The organism is Sulfurimonas lacustris (genome assembly GCF_059705355.1).
In genome coordinates this window covers 707,779-723,173 of sequence record NZ_AP046125.1, presented here as the reverse complement: position 1 = coordinate 723,173, position 15,395 = coordinate 707,779, and the positions used below count along the sequence as shown (strand labels likewise).

The window sequence follows — 15,395 nt, the reverse complement described above, 5'->3', positions numbered from 1 at the left end:
GCACTTTTATAAAAAAATGCATGAAATACCTTGTAAATCTCGAAAAACTTGTTTTTCGTAGCTTTAGGGGGTTGTAGGGACTTGAGTCCCTGCCACTAAAACGGGCAAGTTCGTTTTAGTGCGTAACATCAGTAAAAATCAAATAAAGTAATACAATGTTAATAACACGTGCCAGTGAGTATGCGATACTCTCTCTTATTGTTCTCTCAAAAGCTTCTGCACCCATGGATAGCGAAACGCTCTCAAATCAGCTCTCTATTCCTAAAAGTTTTCTAGCAAAAATCCTTCAAGCCATGGCGAAACATGATATTTTAAAATCCTACAAAGGCGTTAACGGCGGTTTTGCACTTTTGCATGAACCAAAAGATATAACGATGCTTCATGTTATGTCCTCCGTTGAGGGAAAAGCTCCTGCAGTTTTTGACTGCTCTCCTTCGATGTACTCATGTCCATCAGGCAAAGCGCAGCTCTGCTCACTTTGGCCATTTTTAAATAAACTTCAAGGAAGAATCGACACTTTTTTGGCGGATTTAACTTTAGCAGATATTTTAGAGTAGAAGATTGGCGAAAAAACTCACAACTAGACAACAAGTCGGCACAACACTCAATTTTTTAATCGGGCAAAGAGATTTAAGTGTTGTTATCTTTGTTATGGCGATTTTGGCGATTATCATTGTGCCACTTCCTTCTGCCATGCTCGATGTGCTCCTTACCGTCTCTATGGCGCTTGCAGTACTTATCTTGCTTATCTCGCTCTATGTTCCAAAACCAACCGACCTTACCACTTTTCCAACACTCATACTTATCTTGACACTCTTTCGGCTTGCGCTCAACATCGCAACTACGAGGATGATTTTGAGTCATGGGCACGAGGGCGTCGATGCTGTTAGCTCAATCATTACCAGTTTTGGCAACTTTGTTGTCGGTGGAAACTATGTCATCGGTATCATTGTTTTTTCCATCTTAGTTATCATCAACTTTATGGTTATCACCAAAGGTTCCACAAGGGTTGCAGAGGTTGCAGCGCGCTTTACGCTTGATTCTATGCCCGGAAAACAGATGGCGGTTGATGCAGACCTTAACGCGGGGCTTATCGATGATGCTGAAGCGAAAAAAAGAAGAGCCGAAATCCTTCAAGATGCCAATTTTTACGGAGCAATGGACGGTTCAAGCAAGTTTGTCAAAGGGGACGCTGTTGCGGGGATTATCATCACGCTCATCAATATCATCGGCGGCTTTTTAATCGGTGTTTTCCAACACGATATGCCGGTGGGAGAGAGTGCTAGCGTCTTTACACTCTTAACTATCGGTGATGGGCTTGTTGGGCAGATACCAGCCCTTATCATCTCTACTGCAACGGGCATCATGATTACTCGCTCTTCTGGCGATGGAGACAACTTTGCAGAGGGCACCATCAACCAAATCATGGGAAATGCAAAAATCATGATGATTGTGGGCTTTATCATGATTCTCTTTGCACTTGTTCCAGGGCTTCCTACCGCTTCTATGGGGCTTGTAGGCATACTTTTTGCACTTCTTGGTTGGTCGCTCTACAAGTACCAAAAAGGAGAGTTTACAATCCTCAATGTGGAGGGAGTTCTCACGCCAAAAGAGAAAGAGGCGCAAGCAAAAGAGCGCGCAGCTGCACGCCCTGCAAAAACTAACGAGGAGATTGCCAAAGAGGAGGAGAGTGCGCTTGAGGACATCCTCAAAGTCGAGATGCTTGAACTTACTCTTGGCTACCAACTTATCCGTCTTGCAGACAACACACAAGGGGGCGATTTGCTTGAGCGCATCCGCTCTATGCGCAGAAAAATAGCAGCCGATTTTGGTTTTTTAATGCCGCAAGTGCGCATTAGAGACAACCTCCATCTTCAGCCTCAGCAGTACCAGATTTTACTGAAGGGTATCGCTATTGGCGAGGGCAAAATCGTTCCAGATAAATTTTTAGCGATGGACAGCGGCATGGCAACGGGAGACATCAAGGGAGAAGCAACCAAAGAGCCTGCATTTGGGCTTGATGCGATGTGGATACAGCCTAGTCAAAAAGAGGATGCCATCATCAACGGATATACTGTCGTTGACCCTGCGACTGTTATTTCTACTCACATGAGTGAGCTTGTGAAAAAAAATGCCCAAGACCTTCTCACGCGTCAAGAGGTGCAAACACTCATCACTAAAATTAAAGGTGACTTTCCAGTTATCATCGAAGATCTACAAAAAGTGGCTTCTATCGGGCTTATACAAAGGGTTCTCAAAGCCTTGCTACATGAAAAAATCCCTCTCAAAGATATGCTCACCATCCTTGAGACCATCGCCGATATCGCTGAATATACTAAAAATGTTGAGATTATTACCGAGCAGGTACGCGCCAAACTCTCCCGCATCATCACACAGATGTACTCTGGTCCTGATGGGGTAGTCAGACTGCTCACTTTTGACACTGCTTCTGAGCAGTTAATGCTTGAAAAATCTCAAGAGCGTGATGGGATGCGTCATCTGCTCTTAAATGTCACCGAGATAAACGCGCTTATCCAAGCAACAAGTGCAAAAGCTGCTGAGATGCTACAAAAAGGAATCTCTCCTGTTGTCGTTATCGTTGATCCGCAGTTGCGCAGAGGGATTGCAGAGATACTTGAGCGCTTCTCTCTTGATATCGTGACACTCTCCCATGCCGAGATAGACTCAAATGCAACGTTTGAAGTTATGGGTTCTATCTCTATTAAATAAATCTAAGGAACGAAATGAATACACAAACCATCCACCATCTCTCACACACTGACCTAGATGGGTACAGCTGCCAGCTTGTTATGCGCCACACTCCGCACAAACTCCTCAACTACAATGCCAATTACGGTGCAGAGGTAAAGCAGACATTAGAGTTGATGTTGCAAAACATCACGGCAAGTGCCCAAGACGCAACGCTTTTGATTACTGACCTCAATTTGACGGCAGAAGAGTCCAAATGGCTCAACGGCGAAGTTGAAAAACTGAATAACTCCAAAAAAGGAGTGACGCTTCTGCTTCTTGACCACCACGGAACGGGTGAAGAGAGTGCGCAAAAGTACCCATGGTATTTTCTTGACACCACAAGATCTGCAACAAAAATCACCTATGACTACGCAAAAGAGCACTTCTTGCTTGATGCCCCCGCATGGATGGAGCACTATGTCGCTATAGTCAATGCGGTGGATTTATGGAAGATGGAGGAGCATGCAAACTTTGAGTATGGCAAAGTCTGCATGCGCCTTATAAGTGAAATGCGCGAGCTTAACAAGATTATGTTCCCCCAAGAGGACAACCATTATAAACTCTCACTCCTCCTTGAAGCGACAAAATATATGGAACTCGAAGATGCGCCTATCGCTTTAGATGAAAAGATACATCTTCTTAAAAAAGATTTTTTCAAAACAGAGAAAAATGATACACTTGACAACTTGGCTACAACCTACATCGTCAAGCTCTTAGGCGATGCAAGAGAGACAAAGACGATTTACTACAAAGGGTACAGAGGTTACTTAAGCTACGCTGTTGGCAACACCTCTATCATCGGCAACGGTTTTTTACTCACCTATCCAGAGTATGACTTTATTGTGGATGTAAGTTTTAAAGGGACACTCAGCATTCGAGCAAACAACGGTGTCAATGTAGCTACTATCTCCAAAGAGTGGTGCGGCGGCGGCGGACATCCCAATGCTGCTGGAGGTCGCATAGTAGGTTTTAAAGAGCAGTTTCGCTACGACTTAGTAAAGCAGCAAATAGAAAAAATCATCAATGAAAAAGAGGCTGTTGCAGGAGAGTTGGAGTATAAAAAAGAGAGTTAACCTCTTTTTTTACTGGTTATTGACAAAATAGCGTTCAATGCCATCTGCCATTCCTTTTGCCATCGTTTTTACATACTCTTTATCTACAAGACGCGTTGCCTCTTTTGGATGTGAGAGAAAGCCTACTTCAACTAAAACAGAAGGCATTTGTGCTCCGACTAAAACCCAAAAAGGTCCCTCTTTGACACCACTATCTCGTACATCTTTGTACTTTGGGTTGAGTGCGCCAAGCATTCCTCTTTGTAAATCTATGGCAAGTTTGTTGGACGCTACGATATTATGATGGTTCAAGAGGTTAAGATAACTATCTTTGCCATAGATATTCATATCGCTCATATCGGCTGAGTTCTCTTGAGCTGCTGCTTTTTTGGCTCTCTCAGAGCGTGAAGGCGAGAGAAAATAGCACTCTATCCCATGCACCTCATGCGCATTTCCATTTGGCACTGCGTTAGCGTGAATACTTACAAATATATCTGCTTTTTTGTCATTTGCAAACTCTGTTCTTTTGCTAAGTTTCACAAAAGTATCATCATTTCTTGTCAGATAAACAGTATGTCCTCTGCTTTTGAGAATCCTGATAAGCTCTTGAGAGATAGTAAAAACAACTATTTTTTCTCTGTACCCATTGTGACCGATAGCTCCAGGGTCTGTCCCGCCGTGCCCTGGGTCAATGACTATCTTTTTGCCCCCTACAGTTTTTGGCAAAGGTGTAGATTTTTGAGTAGCTTCTAAAGCCTTTTGTGTAGCCCTACTTGCTTCTGTACCAAAAGTAATCTCAAGAGTTCTCTCATTTACCCGATGCGAGAGCTCTATGGAAGTACTGTTTTCTACTGCAAACCTGAGCGTCTCTGGGTTGAACTGTGCAATTCTTATCTTTGAGATGCCTTTTTTTGTAATGTTATGCGAACTAGTTAACATAGATGTTTTAATGTCAAATGCATAGAGATAACGTTTTTTCTTCTTATCATGGAGCGTAAAATAGTTGATGCGATTTGCATCGATTGGCTGATCAAAAGTTAAAAGAAGTGTATTGTTTTTCCATTTTACAGTTTGCAACTTTGCAAGTGTGCCTACTTGCACCTCTTCGATGTGCTTCGTTTTTTTCATCGGTTTGGGTTCTGGCTGCTTGTAGTGCGTGCTGCTTTTTGTAGAGAGTGTTTTGAGCTCTGCTGCATACTTTGCAACATCTATCTCAAGTTTTGTACCACTCGCTACGATGCCTTTTAAAGCGTCAAGTTTTAAGGCATCATCCCCATTTACCATAGATTGCAAATAGAGATTTTTGTAGTCGTTATATGCACGAAAAATATTGCTCTGTGAGTTACTTTGCATATATGTCTCTGCGCGTTTGAGCGTCTCATCATCCGCCCAAAGTCCAACAACTAAAAAAAATGGTAACAACCACGAAAAAAATTGCATCATCCTCTAAAAACTATTCGCCATCAACCAGTTTATTTAAAAGCTCTTTAACGGAAATAATCTCATTTACTCTGTACCCATTCGTGCCTGAGAAGAAGAGTCCCGTTTCCGTGTTGCCAAGATAAGCATCGCTTAGTCTATCCGCTATACAGTAACCAACCTCTTTTGCCTCTTCTCCACGGTTACAAGGTGCAACACAGTTGGAGATACATTTGATAGCAGGACCCTCACGCTTTTCTACTAAAAGAGTAAGATTTGTTCGTATCCCTTGTGCAGGGTAGCCAACTGGAGAGGAAAAGAGTTGGATATCCTCTTTTTTAGCCTCTAAGAGAACTTTTTTAAAGTTTTCATGCGCATCACACTCATGCGTTGCAATGAAACGAGTCCCCATCTGCACGCCTCTAGCACCAAGTGCCATCATCTGCTCGATGTCACTTTTATCCCAAATACCACCTGCTGCGATAACAGGAATATCTCCCCAAAGTGCCGCCTCTTCCACAACTGGTCTGACAAGATTTTCTAGTTGATTCTCAGGCATAGAACACTGCTCATAGGTAAAACCTTGATGCCCGCCGCTCTTTGGACCCTCAAGCACAACAGCGTCAGGAAGACGGTTATAGCGTTGCTTCCATCTTTTGCAGATGATTTTGAGTGCTTTTGCAGAGGAGACGATAGGAACAAGAGCAACGTCCGGATACCCCTCAGTAAACTCTGGCATATTTGTAGGAAGACCAGCGCCAGTGATGATAATGTCAATCCCGCTCTCACACGCATCACGCACAACACGCCCGTAATCGTTGATAGCATAGAGGATATTTGCCGCAAGAGGCTTGTCTGCGCAAATCTTTCTTGCATTTTGGATAATCGCATCAAAACCCTCTTTGGAGTAAAACCCAAGTGCCTCAAGAGGTCTGCCTGCAACAAGTTTTGAAGCGTACTTTTTATCTTCATAATAGCCTGTTCCAACAGCACTGATGACACCTAAACCACCCTCTTTTGAGACATTGCCGGCAAGTCTATCCCAACTAACGCCAACTCCCATTCCGCCTTGAACTATAGGTTTTTCTATACTATATTTTCCGATTTTGAGTGATTCATAGCTCATGCGCTGACCTTTAACTTTGCAAATTTTCTTTTTCCGATTTGAAGGATATACTCTCCGCTTCCTAATTGTAACTGCTCATCACCAATTTTTTCTTGATTTATCTTCACGGCACCCTGCTTGATATCTCTTCTTGCCTGAGAAGTTGAAGGTGTCAAGCCGCAATCCACAAGCGCTTTAGTGATAGCTATCTCTCCATCCACGCTAAACTCCTCCATTTCGGTCGGAATTTCATTTTTTGCATGGACACGTTCAAACTCCTCTTTTGCGGCATTTGCAGCTTCAAGAGAGTGAAATCTCGCCGTTATCTCTAACGCCAACTCCTCTTTTACTCTCTTTGGATGCAGTGAACCGTTTGAAACACCCTCTTTAAGTGCCTCAATCTCGCTCAATGTTTTTGTGCTAAGTAGCTCATAGTAACGCCACATAAGCTCGTCAGAGACGCTAAGAACCTTAGCAAACATATCGTTTGGCTCCTCTGCCACACCGATATAGTTGCCCAAAGATTTGCTCATCTTCTGCACACCATCAAGCCCCTCTAAGATAGGCATCATAAGCACAGCCTGCTCTTTTCCTATCTCATAAGCTCTTTGAAGATGTCGCCCCATCAAAAGGTTAAACTTCTGGTCAGTTCCGCCTATCTCGATATCGCTTTTGAGATGTACGCTGTCATACCCTTGAAGTAAAGGGTAGATAAATTCGCTAATAGCGATAGGTGTTTGACTTTTGTATCTTTTGTCAAAATCATCACGCTCTAACATTCTTGCAACATTAAAAGTGGTTGTAAGTGTAAGCATCCCAGAAGCTCCAAGCGGGTTAATCCACTCTGAGTTAAAGACAACTTCTGTTTTTGAAGCATCTAAAATCTTAAAAACCTGCTCTTTATAGCTCTTTGCATTCTCCAAGATTTCTACGGCACTTAAAGTTTTTCTTGTAGCACTTTTTCCTGTCGGGTCGCCGATTTGTGCGGTAAAGTCACCGATTAGAAACTGAATCTTTGCACCGTACTTCTGAAAAGTGGCGAGTTTTTGCAAAAGAACCGTGTGTCCAAGATGCAAATCCGGAGCAGTCGGGTCAAAACCTGCTTTAACCGTATAGGTCTTGCCCTCTTCAAAATAGGCTTTTAAAAGCTTCTCTATCCTCTGGCTGTCGATAATCTCAGCACTTCCTCTTTGTATCTCTCTTAGGGCTTCTTGTAACATACTCTCTAACTTCCTATTATAATTATAAATTATCTATACGCATCATCAGTGCGGATAAAATGTATCACTTTTATCTTTTGTTCGATTTTAGCACGAAGTGCGTTAATATCTGCTTCTTTGGACTCAAACCCTATTTCACAGTAGCGTGTGGACTCGCTTTTGTTTTTTCCGAGTTCTATCTGGTTGATGTCGATTTTGAGTTTTGCCAAAAAGTTTAAGAACTCTGCTAAAGTCCCTACCCCACTATGAAGTGAGACTATCATATTGTAGTTATAAATAGTGAGTTTTTCCCATCTTATAAAAACCATAGGCTCTTTGGCATCAAGCTTTTTGATGGCACTTGAACACATTTTATGATGTACATGCGCTTTTCCTTTTTCTAAAAACGCCATGACCTCATCGCCATTTTTTGGATGGCAGCAGTAGTCAAACACAACATCGCTCACACTTGATGTACTAAAAATCTCTAAACCTCTTATACTATAAAGTTTGAGTTTAAAGCGATGTCTGGATAAAAATCCTTTAAAACGGCTATTTTGGCTGATTTCATTCATCAGTTTATGCATCACGTCGCGCAAATGCTCTATATCGGTCGTGACACTCGCTCTTTTGTCACAGTTGTTTTTATCAAACCACTCCTCTACACTTAGAGAGCTCAAGTTCATTGCTGCTGCAACAATGTTGATGCTTGATTTTGCATCGATTTCTCGTACTCTTGCGTTACAGTTGTACTTGATATTTGTTTTGGCTTTGGAAGTCTTAACTGCATCAAGCCAACTACAGCGCGTGATGGTGTTTTCATCAAGTTCGATTTTGACAATGTCGCCGTTATGGAGTTCGTTAATGAGAGATGTTTTGACTTTGTTCACCAGAGCTGCTTTTGCATGGTTACCTACGTGTGTGTGCACGGCATAAGCAAAGTCAAGCACAACCGCACCACGTGGAAGGGTAAAAACCTCACCTTTTGGAGAAAAAACAGAGATATCCTCGCTGTAGAGGTCATTTTTGATGAGATCATAAAAATCTTCAACCGACTCATTTTGATAGCCAAGGTTGTGTAGCCAGTCAAGTTTGACATTGTCATTGCCGCCGCTTTTGTATTTCCAGTGCGCGGCAACGCCAAGTTCAGCGGTTTGGTGCATATCGTATGTTCTGATTTGCACTTCAAAGATAGCTGTTTTGTAAAAAACGGTTGTATGAATGGTTTTGTACCCGTTATCTTTAGGTACGGCAATGTAATCTTTAAAGCGTGAAGAGAGCGGCTGAAAATGGAGATGGATAAGCCCTAAAATGTTGTAGCACTTTACAGGATCGTCTGTGAGAACTCTAAGCGCTAAAAGGTCTAAAATCTCCTCTATCCCAACACCTTTACGTTGCATCTTAAGGTAGATGGAGTATTTGTGCTTTACACGAGAGAGTATCTCAAAATCATCTTCAACAAAGCCATTTTGCACTAAAATCTTATGGATAGCCTCGCGAAACTCATTGAGTCTCATCTCGATAGCGTGGTAATGATTTTCTAAAAAAGTATCAATCTGCTCTTTTTCTTCTTTAAAAAGATAGGAAAAACTCAAATCTTCAAGTAGATTTTTTAAAAAAGAGATACCTAGACGGTGTGCGATAGGAGCGTAAACAACGAGTGTCTCTTCAGCGATTCGCTCTTGTTTGTGAGGTGCTAGTGAGTCAAGCGTGAGCATGTTATGGAGTCTGTCGCATAGCTTGACCACCAAAACCCGCACATCCTTGATACTTGCAAGAAGCATTTTGCGAAATGAGAGTGCGGAGACAACAAGTTTTTCGTTGGAGTTGGATGAGATAAGTTCGGCATCACGGATGGTGTCGATTTTGGTAAGACCCTCCACAAGATGCGCTACATCGGCACCAAAAAGCTCTTTTACCTCTTCAATACTGATAATCGTATCTTCCACAACATCGTGTAAAAGTGCGGCTATCGCCATTGACTCATCGTTGGTTATGGAAGAGACGATGCTTGCGACTAAGATAGGATGGACAACGTAAGGTTCTCCGCTTTTGCGAAACTGATTTTCATGTGCGGTTATGGAGTAGTCTAACGCTTTTTGGAGCGTCAGGCTTGGTGGAATTTGGGAGTAAAGATACTCTGTAGCAGATACAACGCTGTTTATCTCTTTTATCTGCTTGATATCTACTTGATTCAAGTTACATCCATTACTTTGCTATGTCAGCAAAGCCTTTGATAGTTACAAGGCCCTGTGCGATTTCCATCAGTGCCAAATCGGCTGTCTTTGTTTTTTTGGAAACATTCAACTTGCTTGTTGCGCCGTTTAAGAGCTCATCTGTTCTTTTTGCCACAGCAATTGCAAGTTGGTAACGATCCATACTTGGGTTATTGTCTAAAATTTTTGCTGTTAATACTTCTACTTTCATTTTATCTCCTTAAGATTATTTGACTATTGAGCAGTTTTGCATATTGCCGTTTTGTAAAATGTCTAAAAGATTACCTTTTTTAAACATATCACATACTAAAATCGGAAGCGAGTTGTCTTTTGCCAGAGCGATAGATGTGTCATCCATCACCTTAATGTCATCGCTTAATGCCTGCTCGTATGTTAGCTCTTGAAGCTTAATCGCATCGCTAAATTTATTTGGGTCTTTGTCATAAACACCGTCAACTTTTGTTGCTTTGATGATTACTTCAGCGCCTATTTCAACTGCTCTAAGTGTTGCAGCCGTATCTGTTGTAAAAAACGGGTTTCCGGTTCCTGCTGCAAATATAACGACACGCCCTTTTTCTAAGTGGCGCACTGCACGGCGGTTGATGTAAGGCTCGGCAATCTGCTCCATTTTGATGGCAGTCTGCATACGCACCTGAAGCCCTGCATGTTCACACGCCTCTTGCATAGCAATGCCGTTGATAACTGTTGCAAGCATCCCCATATAATCGCCAGAAGTTCTTTTGATGATGCCATCTTGTGCCGCAGTTACCCCACGAATGATGTTTCCGCCACCGATAACGATGCCCACTTCAATGCCCGCTTCTACCAAAGATTTGATTTCCTGAGAGATATAGTTGAGGATTTTTGTGTCAATTCCATAACCAGCTTCACCCGCAAGAGCTTCGCCTGAAAACTTCACCAATACCCGTTTGTTAGCCATGCAATTCCTTTGTGTACAAATCCGCGAATTATACTTAAGTTTCTCTTTGATATTGCTTTTGCCAATCCCCTATTTTGTAAAAGTTTGACATTCGTAATATATTTTATTATACTTCGCTACCATTACCACATCATATAAATAAATAGACTTCTTGTACAACCTCTGTTTGTGAACGATTCTGCAACGGAAGGGTCAAATCTAGCTTGATAGATTTGGGGTACCCACCGTGAAGCCCTAGTGAACAAACAGAGGTTGTACAAGAAGTCTAATAAAGGGATTTCTTGCAAAACAGTATCAACGGTCGGTTTTGGCTTAACAAATCGGAGCATAACTTTCTTGGCGAGGGGCGGATTGAACTGCTTATAAACATCGGCAAAAGCGGCTCTATCACTAAAGCAGCCAAAGAGATGAAGATGAGCTACAAAGCTGCATGGGACGCCGTGGATGCGATGAACAATCTCTCAGAGCACCCCCTTGTGCAAAGCGCAAAAGGCGGCAAAGGCGGCGGGGGTACACACCTTACAACCTATGCAAAAGAGCTGATTGAAACATACAAAATTTTGCAAGAAGAGCATGATGCTTTTTTGAACAACCTCTCCAAACGCATCAGTGAAAAAAATGGGCATATCCATCTTTTAAAGAGTTTTGATGTCCGCATCAGTGCTAGAAACCAGCTTCGAGCAAAGGTTGTAAGGATTCAAAAAGGGGTTGTTGAGAGTGAAATTTTTTTAGAACCGAGCAGCAAAGAGACATTTATGGCGGTTATCACCAATGATTCGCTTGAGCAGCTAGAGCTCACTTTAGGCATGGAAATATATGCTCTTTTTAAAGCAAATGCACTGACAATCAGCAGAGATTTGAAACTTCAAAAAAGCGATATGAACCGCTTTTTAGGCAAAATCAGCCGAATAAACCGTGACAGCTTTAACTGTGAAGTTATCATAGAACTCAAAGGTTCTCATACCCTCTGTGCAACGATGGGTGTTGAACTTTTTGATGATTTGGGTTTGCAGACGGGCATGGAAGTTGTCTCTTTTTGCAAACCTAAGAGCATCATACTTGGTTTATGGTAAAAAAATTTACAAAGCGATATATATTTTATTATACAATGATATTTAAGGAGTTAAGATGGATTTATTACGTGAAGATAGCGGTTATTTTGATTTGACTACTTTTGGGCTTGGTATCGGTGAGAAGAGAGGTAGTATCTCATTTGCTCCAAAAGCAGACATCATTCTAAGTGGCTGTGATGAGACTAAAAAGATTTTTCAAGAGTGTGAGTTGGAGTACACATTTTTTCAAAAAAACGGCGCTTTTGTTGAAGCAGGTCAAACAATAGCGGAGTGCAAAGGCGATGCAAAATCGCTTCACCGTGCTTGGAAAACAGCGCAAAATATCTTTGAATATATGAGCGGTATCGCAACCTATACGCATGAAATGGTGCAAAAAGCACGACTTATAAACCCTGATATCACCATCGCAACAACACGCAAAAATTTTCCAACAGCAAAGGAGTTGATGCTAAAAGCAGTTATGGACGGTGGCGGCGTAGCGCATCGGCTTGGTCTTTTTGACTCGGTTTTGATTTTTGAACAGCATCTTGTTTTTTTGCAAAACGAGGAGGAGCTTATAAATAGTTTTCAGAAATTGAAAAAAAATTTTGTTGAGAAAAAAATTATCGTTGAAGTAGAGAGTTATGAGCAGGCAAGGTATTTTGCTCTGCTTGGTGCGGATGTTCTTCAGTGCGAAAAAATGAGCCCTGCCCTGCTTCTCAAGTGCGTAGGACTCAAAAAAGAGTTTTCGCATCTCAAAGTCTCTGCAACAGGCGGCATCAACGCTTCAAATGTTGCCGAGTTTGCGGCGTGTGGTGTAGATGCCATCGTCACATCTTCGCCCTACCATGCAAAACCTGCGGATATCAAAGTCACTATGAAAAAGGAGCAAAAATGAAAAAATTTATCAAAATAGCAGCTATAATCATCGCACTTGTGAGTAACTCTACCGCTCAAAATCTTAAAGTATTTGCAGCCTCAAGCACAAAGTTTGCGATGCAAGAGATAGTAGAAGAGTTCAAACTACAGCATCCAAAAGATAGTATTGAGGTCACTTACAGCGCTACTGGAAAAGCGTATGCACAGCTCCTTAACGGACTTAGCTATGATATCTTTATGGCAGCAGACAGTCTCTACCCACAAAAAATAGCAGAGGACGGCAATGCGCTAGGTGAAGCAAAAGTATATGCCCTTGGCAGGCTTGCAGTTTACGCGCACGATGCAAATCTTCTCAAAGATGGTTTAGAGAGCCTTAAAAACAAAAGCGTCAAACACATCTCCATCCCAAACCCTAAAGTGGCACCCTATGGAGCTGCGGCGATGGAGACTCTAAAAAACTACAACCTTTTAGACGACATAAAAAGCAAACTTGTTCTTGGAGACAACATCGCACAAAGCGTACAGTTCGTTGAGAGCGGCGCTGCAGAGGTGGGAATCGTGGCATTTTCTCTCGTCAAAAGCAAAGAGAAGAGCCACTATTTTCTTATAGACACAACCAAATACAAACCCCTTGAACACTCGTTTGTACTTACAAAATACGCCAAAGAAAAGCCTTTGGCACAAGAGTTTGCAGATTTTATACTCTCACAAAAATCACAAGAGATTTTTAAAAAGTATGGGTTTTAGAGCTTGCAAAAGAAGCCTTCTTTCCTCGATCCCATGCTCTGCGTGGGAGTGTGTGCTTTTTTGTCGCTTTAACTTTATATACATTCCCACGGAGACCGTGGGAACTAGAAAAAAATTGCTACCACTACCCCAAACTTATAAACCCCTCCACCTCTGAAAAGACCACTGCTCTGTTTTGCTCTTTTGTATCCAAAATCTTCTCGCATAAAAGGGAGAGGTTTACATCTGCGCTTGCTACAAGAGAGCGGATACTTTGTAGTTTTTCACTCTTTAGCACATTTGTAAATCTGTCGTATGCGCTGTATGCTTCACGCCCTGTTAGCTTCATGTAGAGTTTGCGTCCCAGTTCAAAAAGCTCAAATTCTTCGTTTCTTCCTGTGTTTACTCTCTCGCCAAAGCCTATCTCTATGTCGATACCATTTTCTCTAAGGTAAGCTCCCAGTTTCATCATAAAGCCGATGCAAGCGGGGGTGTAGAGTTTTAAGATGCGTTCATGGAACTGCTCAAAACTCTCAAATGGGTTTTTGAGCCTTTTGTACTCAAGCATCAGCGTCTCAACATAAAAGTGTGCGTAACGCAAGGAAGCGGATTTTAGTATGGTGTAGCCCTCTAAGCCCTCGCTTGTGATTTTTCCGCCTAGTGAGATGTTGACACCGCCCTCCATTTCGCCGTTTACTTTGACTTTGCACCCCTCAAAACCGATATCTCCAAGCCCATTTAGTCCGCACCCTTTTATACATCCTGACCAGTACATGCGTACCCTGCCCTCGCTAAGCGGCACTTTTTTCTCCAGATACTCCGCCATTTTGATGGCATCGCTTTTGTTCTCAATGACGCCAAATGGACAGTGCTGTGAACCTGCACATGCGATTAGATGGTTTTTGTAGGGCGAATCCACACTTTTGTATTTTTGAAAAATCGCCTCGTTTTTTAGTGCGTCTATCTCTTTTACGCCAAGTATATAGATGCTCTGTTCGATGTCAAAACGAATCTCTCCATCTCCCCACATCTGGCTCACATCCGCCACACGCACCAAATCACTTCCGCTAAAGATACCTGCTGGCACAACCATATGCACGCCAAACGACCCGTCTCTTAACTGCACTCGTCCGTGGTCTGGGTCGTTAAAATCAAGCTTTGTCATCGTCTCGCCAGCGTGTGCAAAGTCAACTCCTGCGTTTTGGCAGATGGCAGAGCGTATCTCCTCCATGCCCACCGCTTCGACTAAAAAAGAGAGGCGGTTTTTGTTTCTGTTGTCACGAAAACCAAATCGCTTAAAGATGTCGATGATGGAGTTGTACGCGAGAGGCACTTCGCATGGCAGCAAAAAGATATCCACACTCTTTGCCACTTTGCCCACTTTTCCGCCAAGAAACATGTTATAACCCCAAAATCCCTCCCTTTGCGCCAAAACAAAACAGCAGTCATGGCTAAAAGCGTTGCAGCGGTTTGAAATTGCGCCCGTGATGGAGGTGTTGAACTTTCTAGGAAGTGCGCTTATCCACTTCCAGTCGTGCAAAAATGAACTCTCCAGTTTTTTGAGCAGTTCGTAAGATGGCAAAACAGTGTCAAACCCACGTGCATCAAGCGGATCGGTAACTATGTTGCGAAAGTTGTCCACGCCTGTTTGGTAGGAGCTTATCCCTACCGCACGCATACGCTCAAAAATAGTCGGTATATCTTTGATGTCGATGTAGCGAAGCTCAATCTGCGCACGGGTTGTGATGTCGATGTAATCCTCCCCAAACTCCTGTGCGATTTCTCCCAAAACTCTGGCTTGTGCAGCGTTTAGGTAACCCCCGCTGATGCGTACTCTTATCATAAACTTTTGCGGTGTCTGGTCGTTTTTGTCATAGATGCCAAAGCATTTTAAGAAGTAGTTTTTGTCTTCATCGGGAATGGATGCGTAGCCCTCTTTTGCATAGTGTTCAAGCATCGCAAACGCCTCTTTTGGGGTTTTGAGCGTTTTTGTCTCTTCCACTTTGTTGAGTTTTTTTGCTCTTGCGTCGTATGCTTTTTGTAATGCTTCCATTGA

Annotated in this window: 13 protein-coding genes; 6 read left to right on the top strand and 7 right to left on the bottom strand. The window is 42.5% G+C overall.

The genetic code is table 11. The features are described from left to right. Positions 1-155: 155 nt before the first annotated feature. Genes AC6H4V_RS03810 through AC6H4V_RS03800 form a run of 3 tightly spaced genes read left to right on the top strand, consistent with a single transcriptional unit; the run spans position 156 to position 3,824 of the window. Complete coding sequence (locus AC6H4V_RS03810; protein WP_428729692.1) at positions 156-557, top strand: RrF2 family transcriptional regulator; 402 nt, start codon at positions 156-158, stop codon at positions 555-557. A gap of 4 nt (positions 558-561) precedes the next feature. After that, entirely contained in the window at positions 562-2,730 is a 2,169-nt protein-coding gene (gene flhA / locus AC6H4V_RS03805) for a flagellar biosynthesis protein FlhA (RefSeq protein ID WP_428729693.1), read from the top strand. 14 nt (positions 2,731-2,744) lie between these two features. Then, on the top strand, positions 2,745-3,824 hold the full coding sequence (locus AC6H4V_RS03800; protein ID WP_428729694.1) for a DHH family phosphoesterase: 1,080 nt from the start codon (positions 2,745-2,747) through the stop codon (positions 3,822-3,824). Positions 3,825-3,833: 9 nt separating this feature from the next. On the opposite strand, the gene AC6H4V_RS03795 is transcribed toward AC6H4V_RS03800, so the two are convergent. From AC6H4V_RS03795 to pyrH, 6 genes are read right to left on the bottom strand one after another with little or no spacing between them, the layout of a single operon-like run. Continuing rightward, a complete protein-coding gene (locus AC6H4V_RS03795) occupies positions 3,834-5,246 on the bottom strand; it encodes an N-acetylmuramoyl-L-alanine amidase family protein (RefSeq protein WP_497607526.1) in 1,413 nt (470 codons plus the stop codon). A gap of 10 nt (positions 5,247-5,256) precedes the next feature. Continuing rightward, positions 5,257-6,348 (bottom strand): nitronate monooxygenase, encoded by a 1,092-nt coding sequence (locus AC6H4V_RS03790; RefSeq protein ID WP_497607525.1) that lies wholly within the window; start codon positions 6,346-6,348, stop codon positions 5,257-5,259. Beyond that, on the bottom strand, positions 6,345-7,547 hold the full coding sequence (gene tyrS, locus AC6H4V_RS03785; protein WP_428729697.1) for a tyrosine--tRNA ligase: 1,203 nt from the start codon (positions 7,545-7,547) through the stop codon (positions 6,345-6,347). Before tyrS ends, AC6H4V_RS03790 begins: the two co-directional genes overlap by 4 nt. Positions 7,548-7,576: 29 nt before the next feature. Beyond that, a complete protein-coding gene (locus AC6H4V_RS03780) occupies positions 7,577-9,724 on the bottom strand; it encodes a RelA/SpoT family protein (protein WP_428729698.1) in 2,148 nt (715 codons plus the stop codon). A gap of 10 nt (positions 9,725-9,734) precedes the next feature. Next, a complete protein-coding gene (locus AC6H4V_RS03775) occupies positions 9,735-9,953 on the bottom strand; it encodes a DNA-directed RNA polymerase subunit omega (protein ID WP_428729699.1) in 219 nt (72 codons plus the stop codon). Between the two features lie 15 nt (positions 9,954-9,968). Further along, positions 9,969-10,682, bottom strand: a complete 714-nt coding sequence (pyrH, locus tag AC6H4V_RS03770) for a UMP kinase (protein WP_497607524.1) — start codon at positions 10,680-10,682, stop codon at positions 9,969-9,971. 281 nt (positions 10,683-10,963) lie between these two features. Here pyrH and AC6H4V_RS03765 point away from each other — a divergent pair, with 281 nt between their 5' ends. Genes AC6H4V_RS03765 through modA form a run of 3 tightly spaced genes read left to right on the top strand, consistent with a single transcriptional unit; the run spans position 10,964 to position 13,360 of the window. Further along, complete coding sequence (locus AC6H4V_RS03765; protein ID WP_428729701.1) at positions 10,964-11,755, top strand: TOBE domain-containing protein; 792 nt, start codon at positions 10,964-10,966, stop codon at positions 11,753-11,755. 55 nt (positions 11,756-11,810) lie between these two features. Further along, on the top strand, positions 11,811-12,632 hold the full coding sequence (modD, locus tag AC6H4V_RS03760; RefSeq protein ID WP_497607523.1) for a ModD protein: 822 nt from the start codon (positions 11,811-11,813) through the stop codon (positions 12,630-12,632). Then, complete coding sequence (modA, locus tag AC6H4V_RS03755; RefSeq protein WP_497607522.1) at positions 12,629-13,360, top strand: molybdate ABC transporter substrate-binding protein; 732 nt, start codon at positions 12,629-12,631, stop codon at positions 13,358-13,360. The genes modD and modA overlap by 4 nt, the downstream gene beginning before the upstream one ends. Before the next feature lie 124 nt (positions 13,361-13,484). Here the strand turns inward: modA and AC6H4V_RS03750 are convergent, their stop codons facing one another. Next, complete coding sequence (locus AC6H4V_RS03750) at positions 13,485-15,392, bottom strand: ferredoxin-like domain-containing protein (RefSeq protein WP_497607521.1); 1,908 nt, start codon at positions 15,390-15,392, stop codon at positions 13,485-13,487. Positions 15,393-15,395 lie beyond the last annotated feature (3 nt).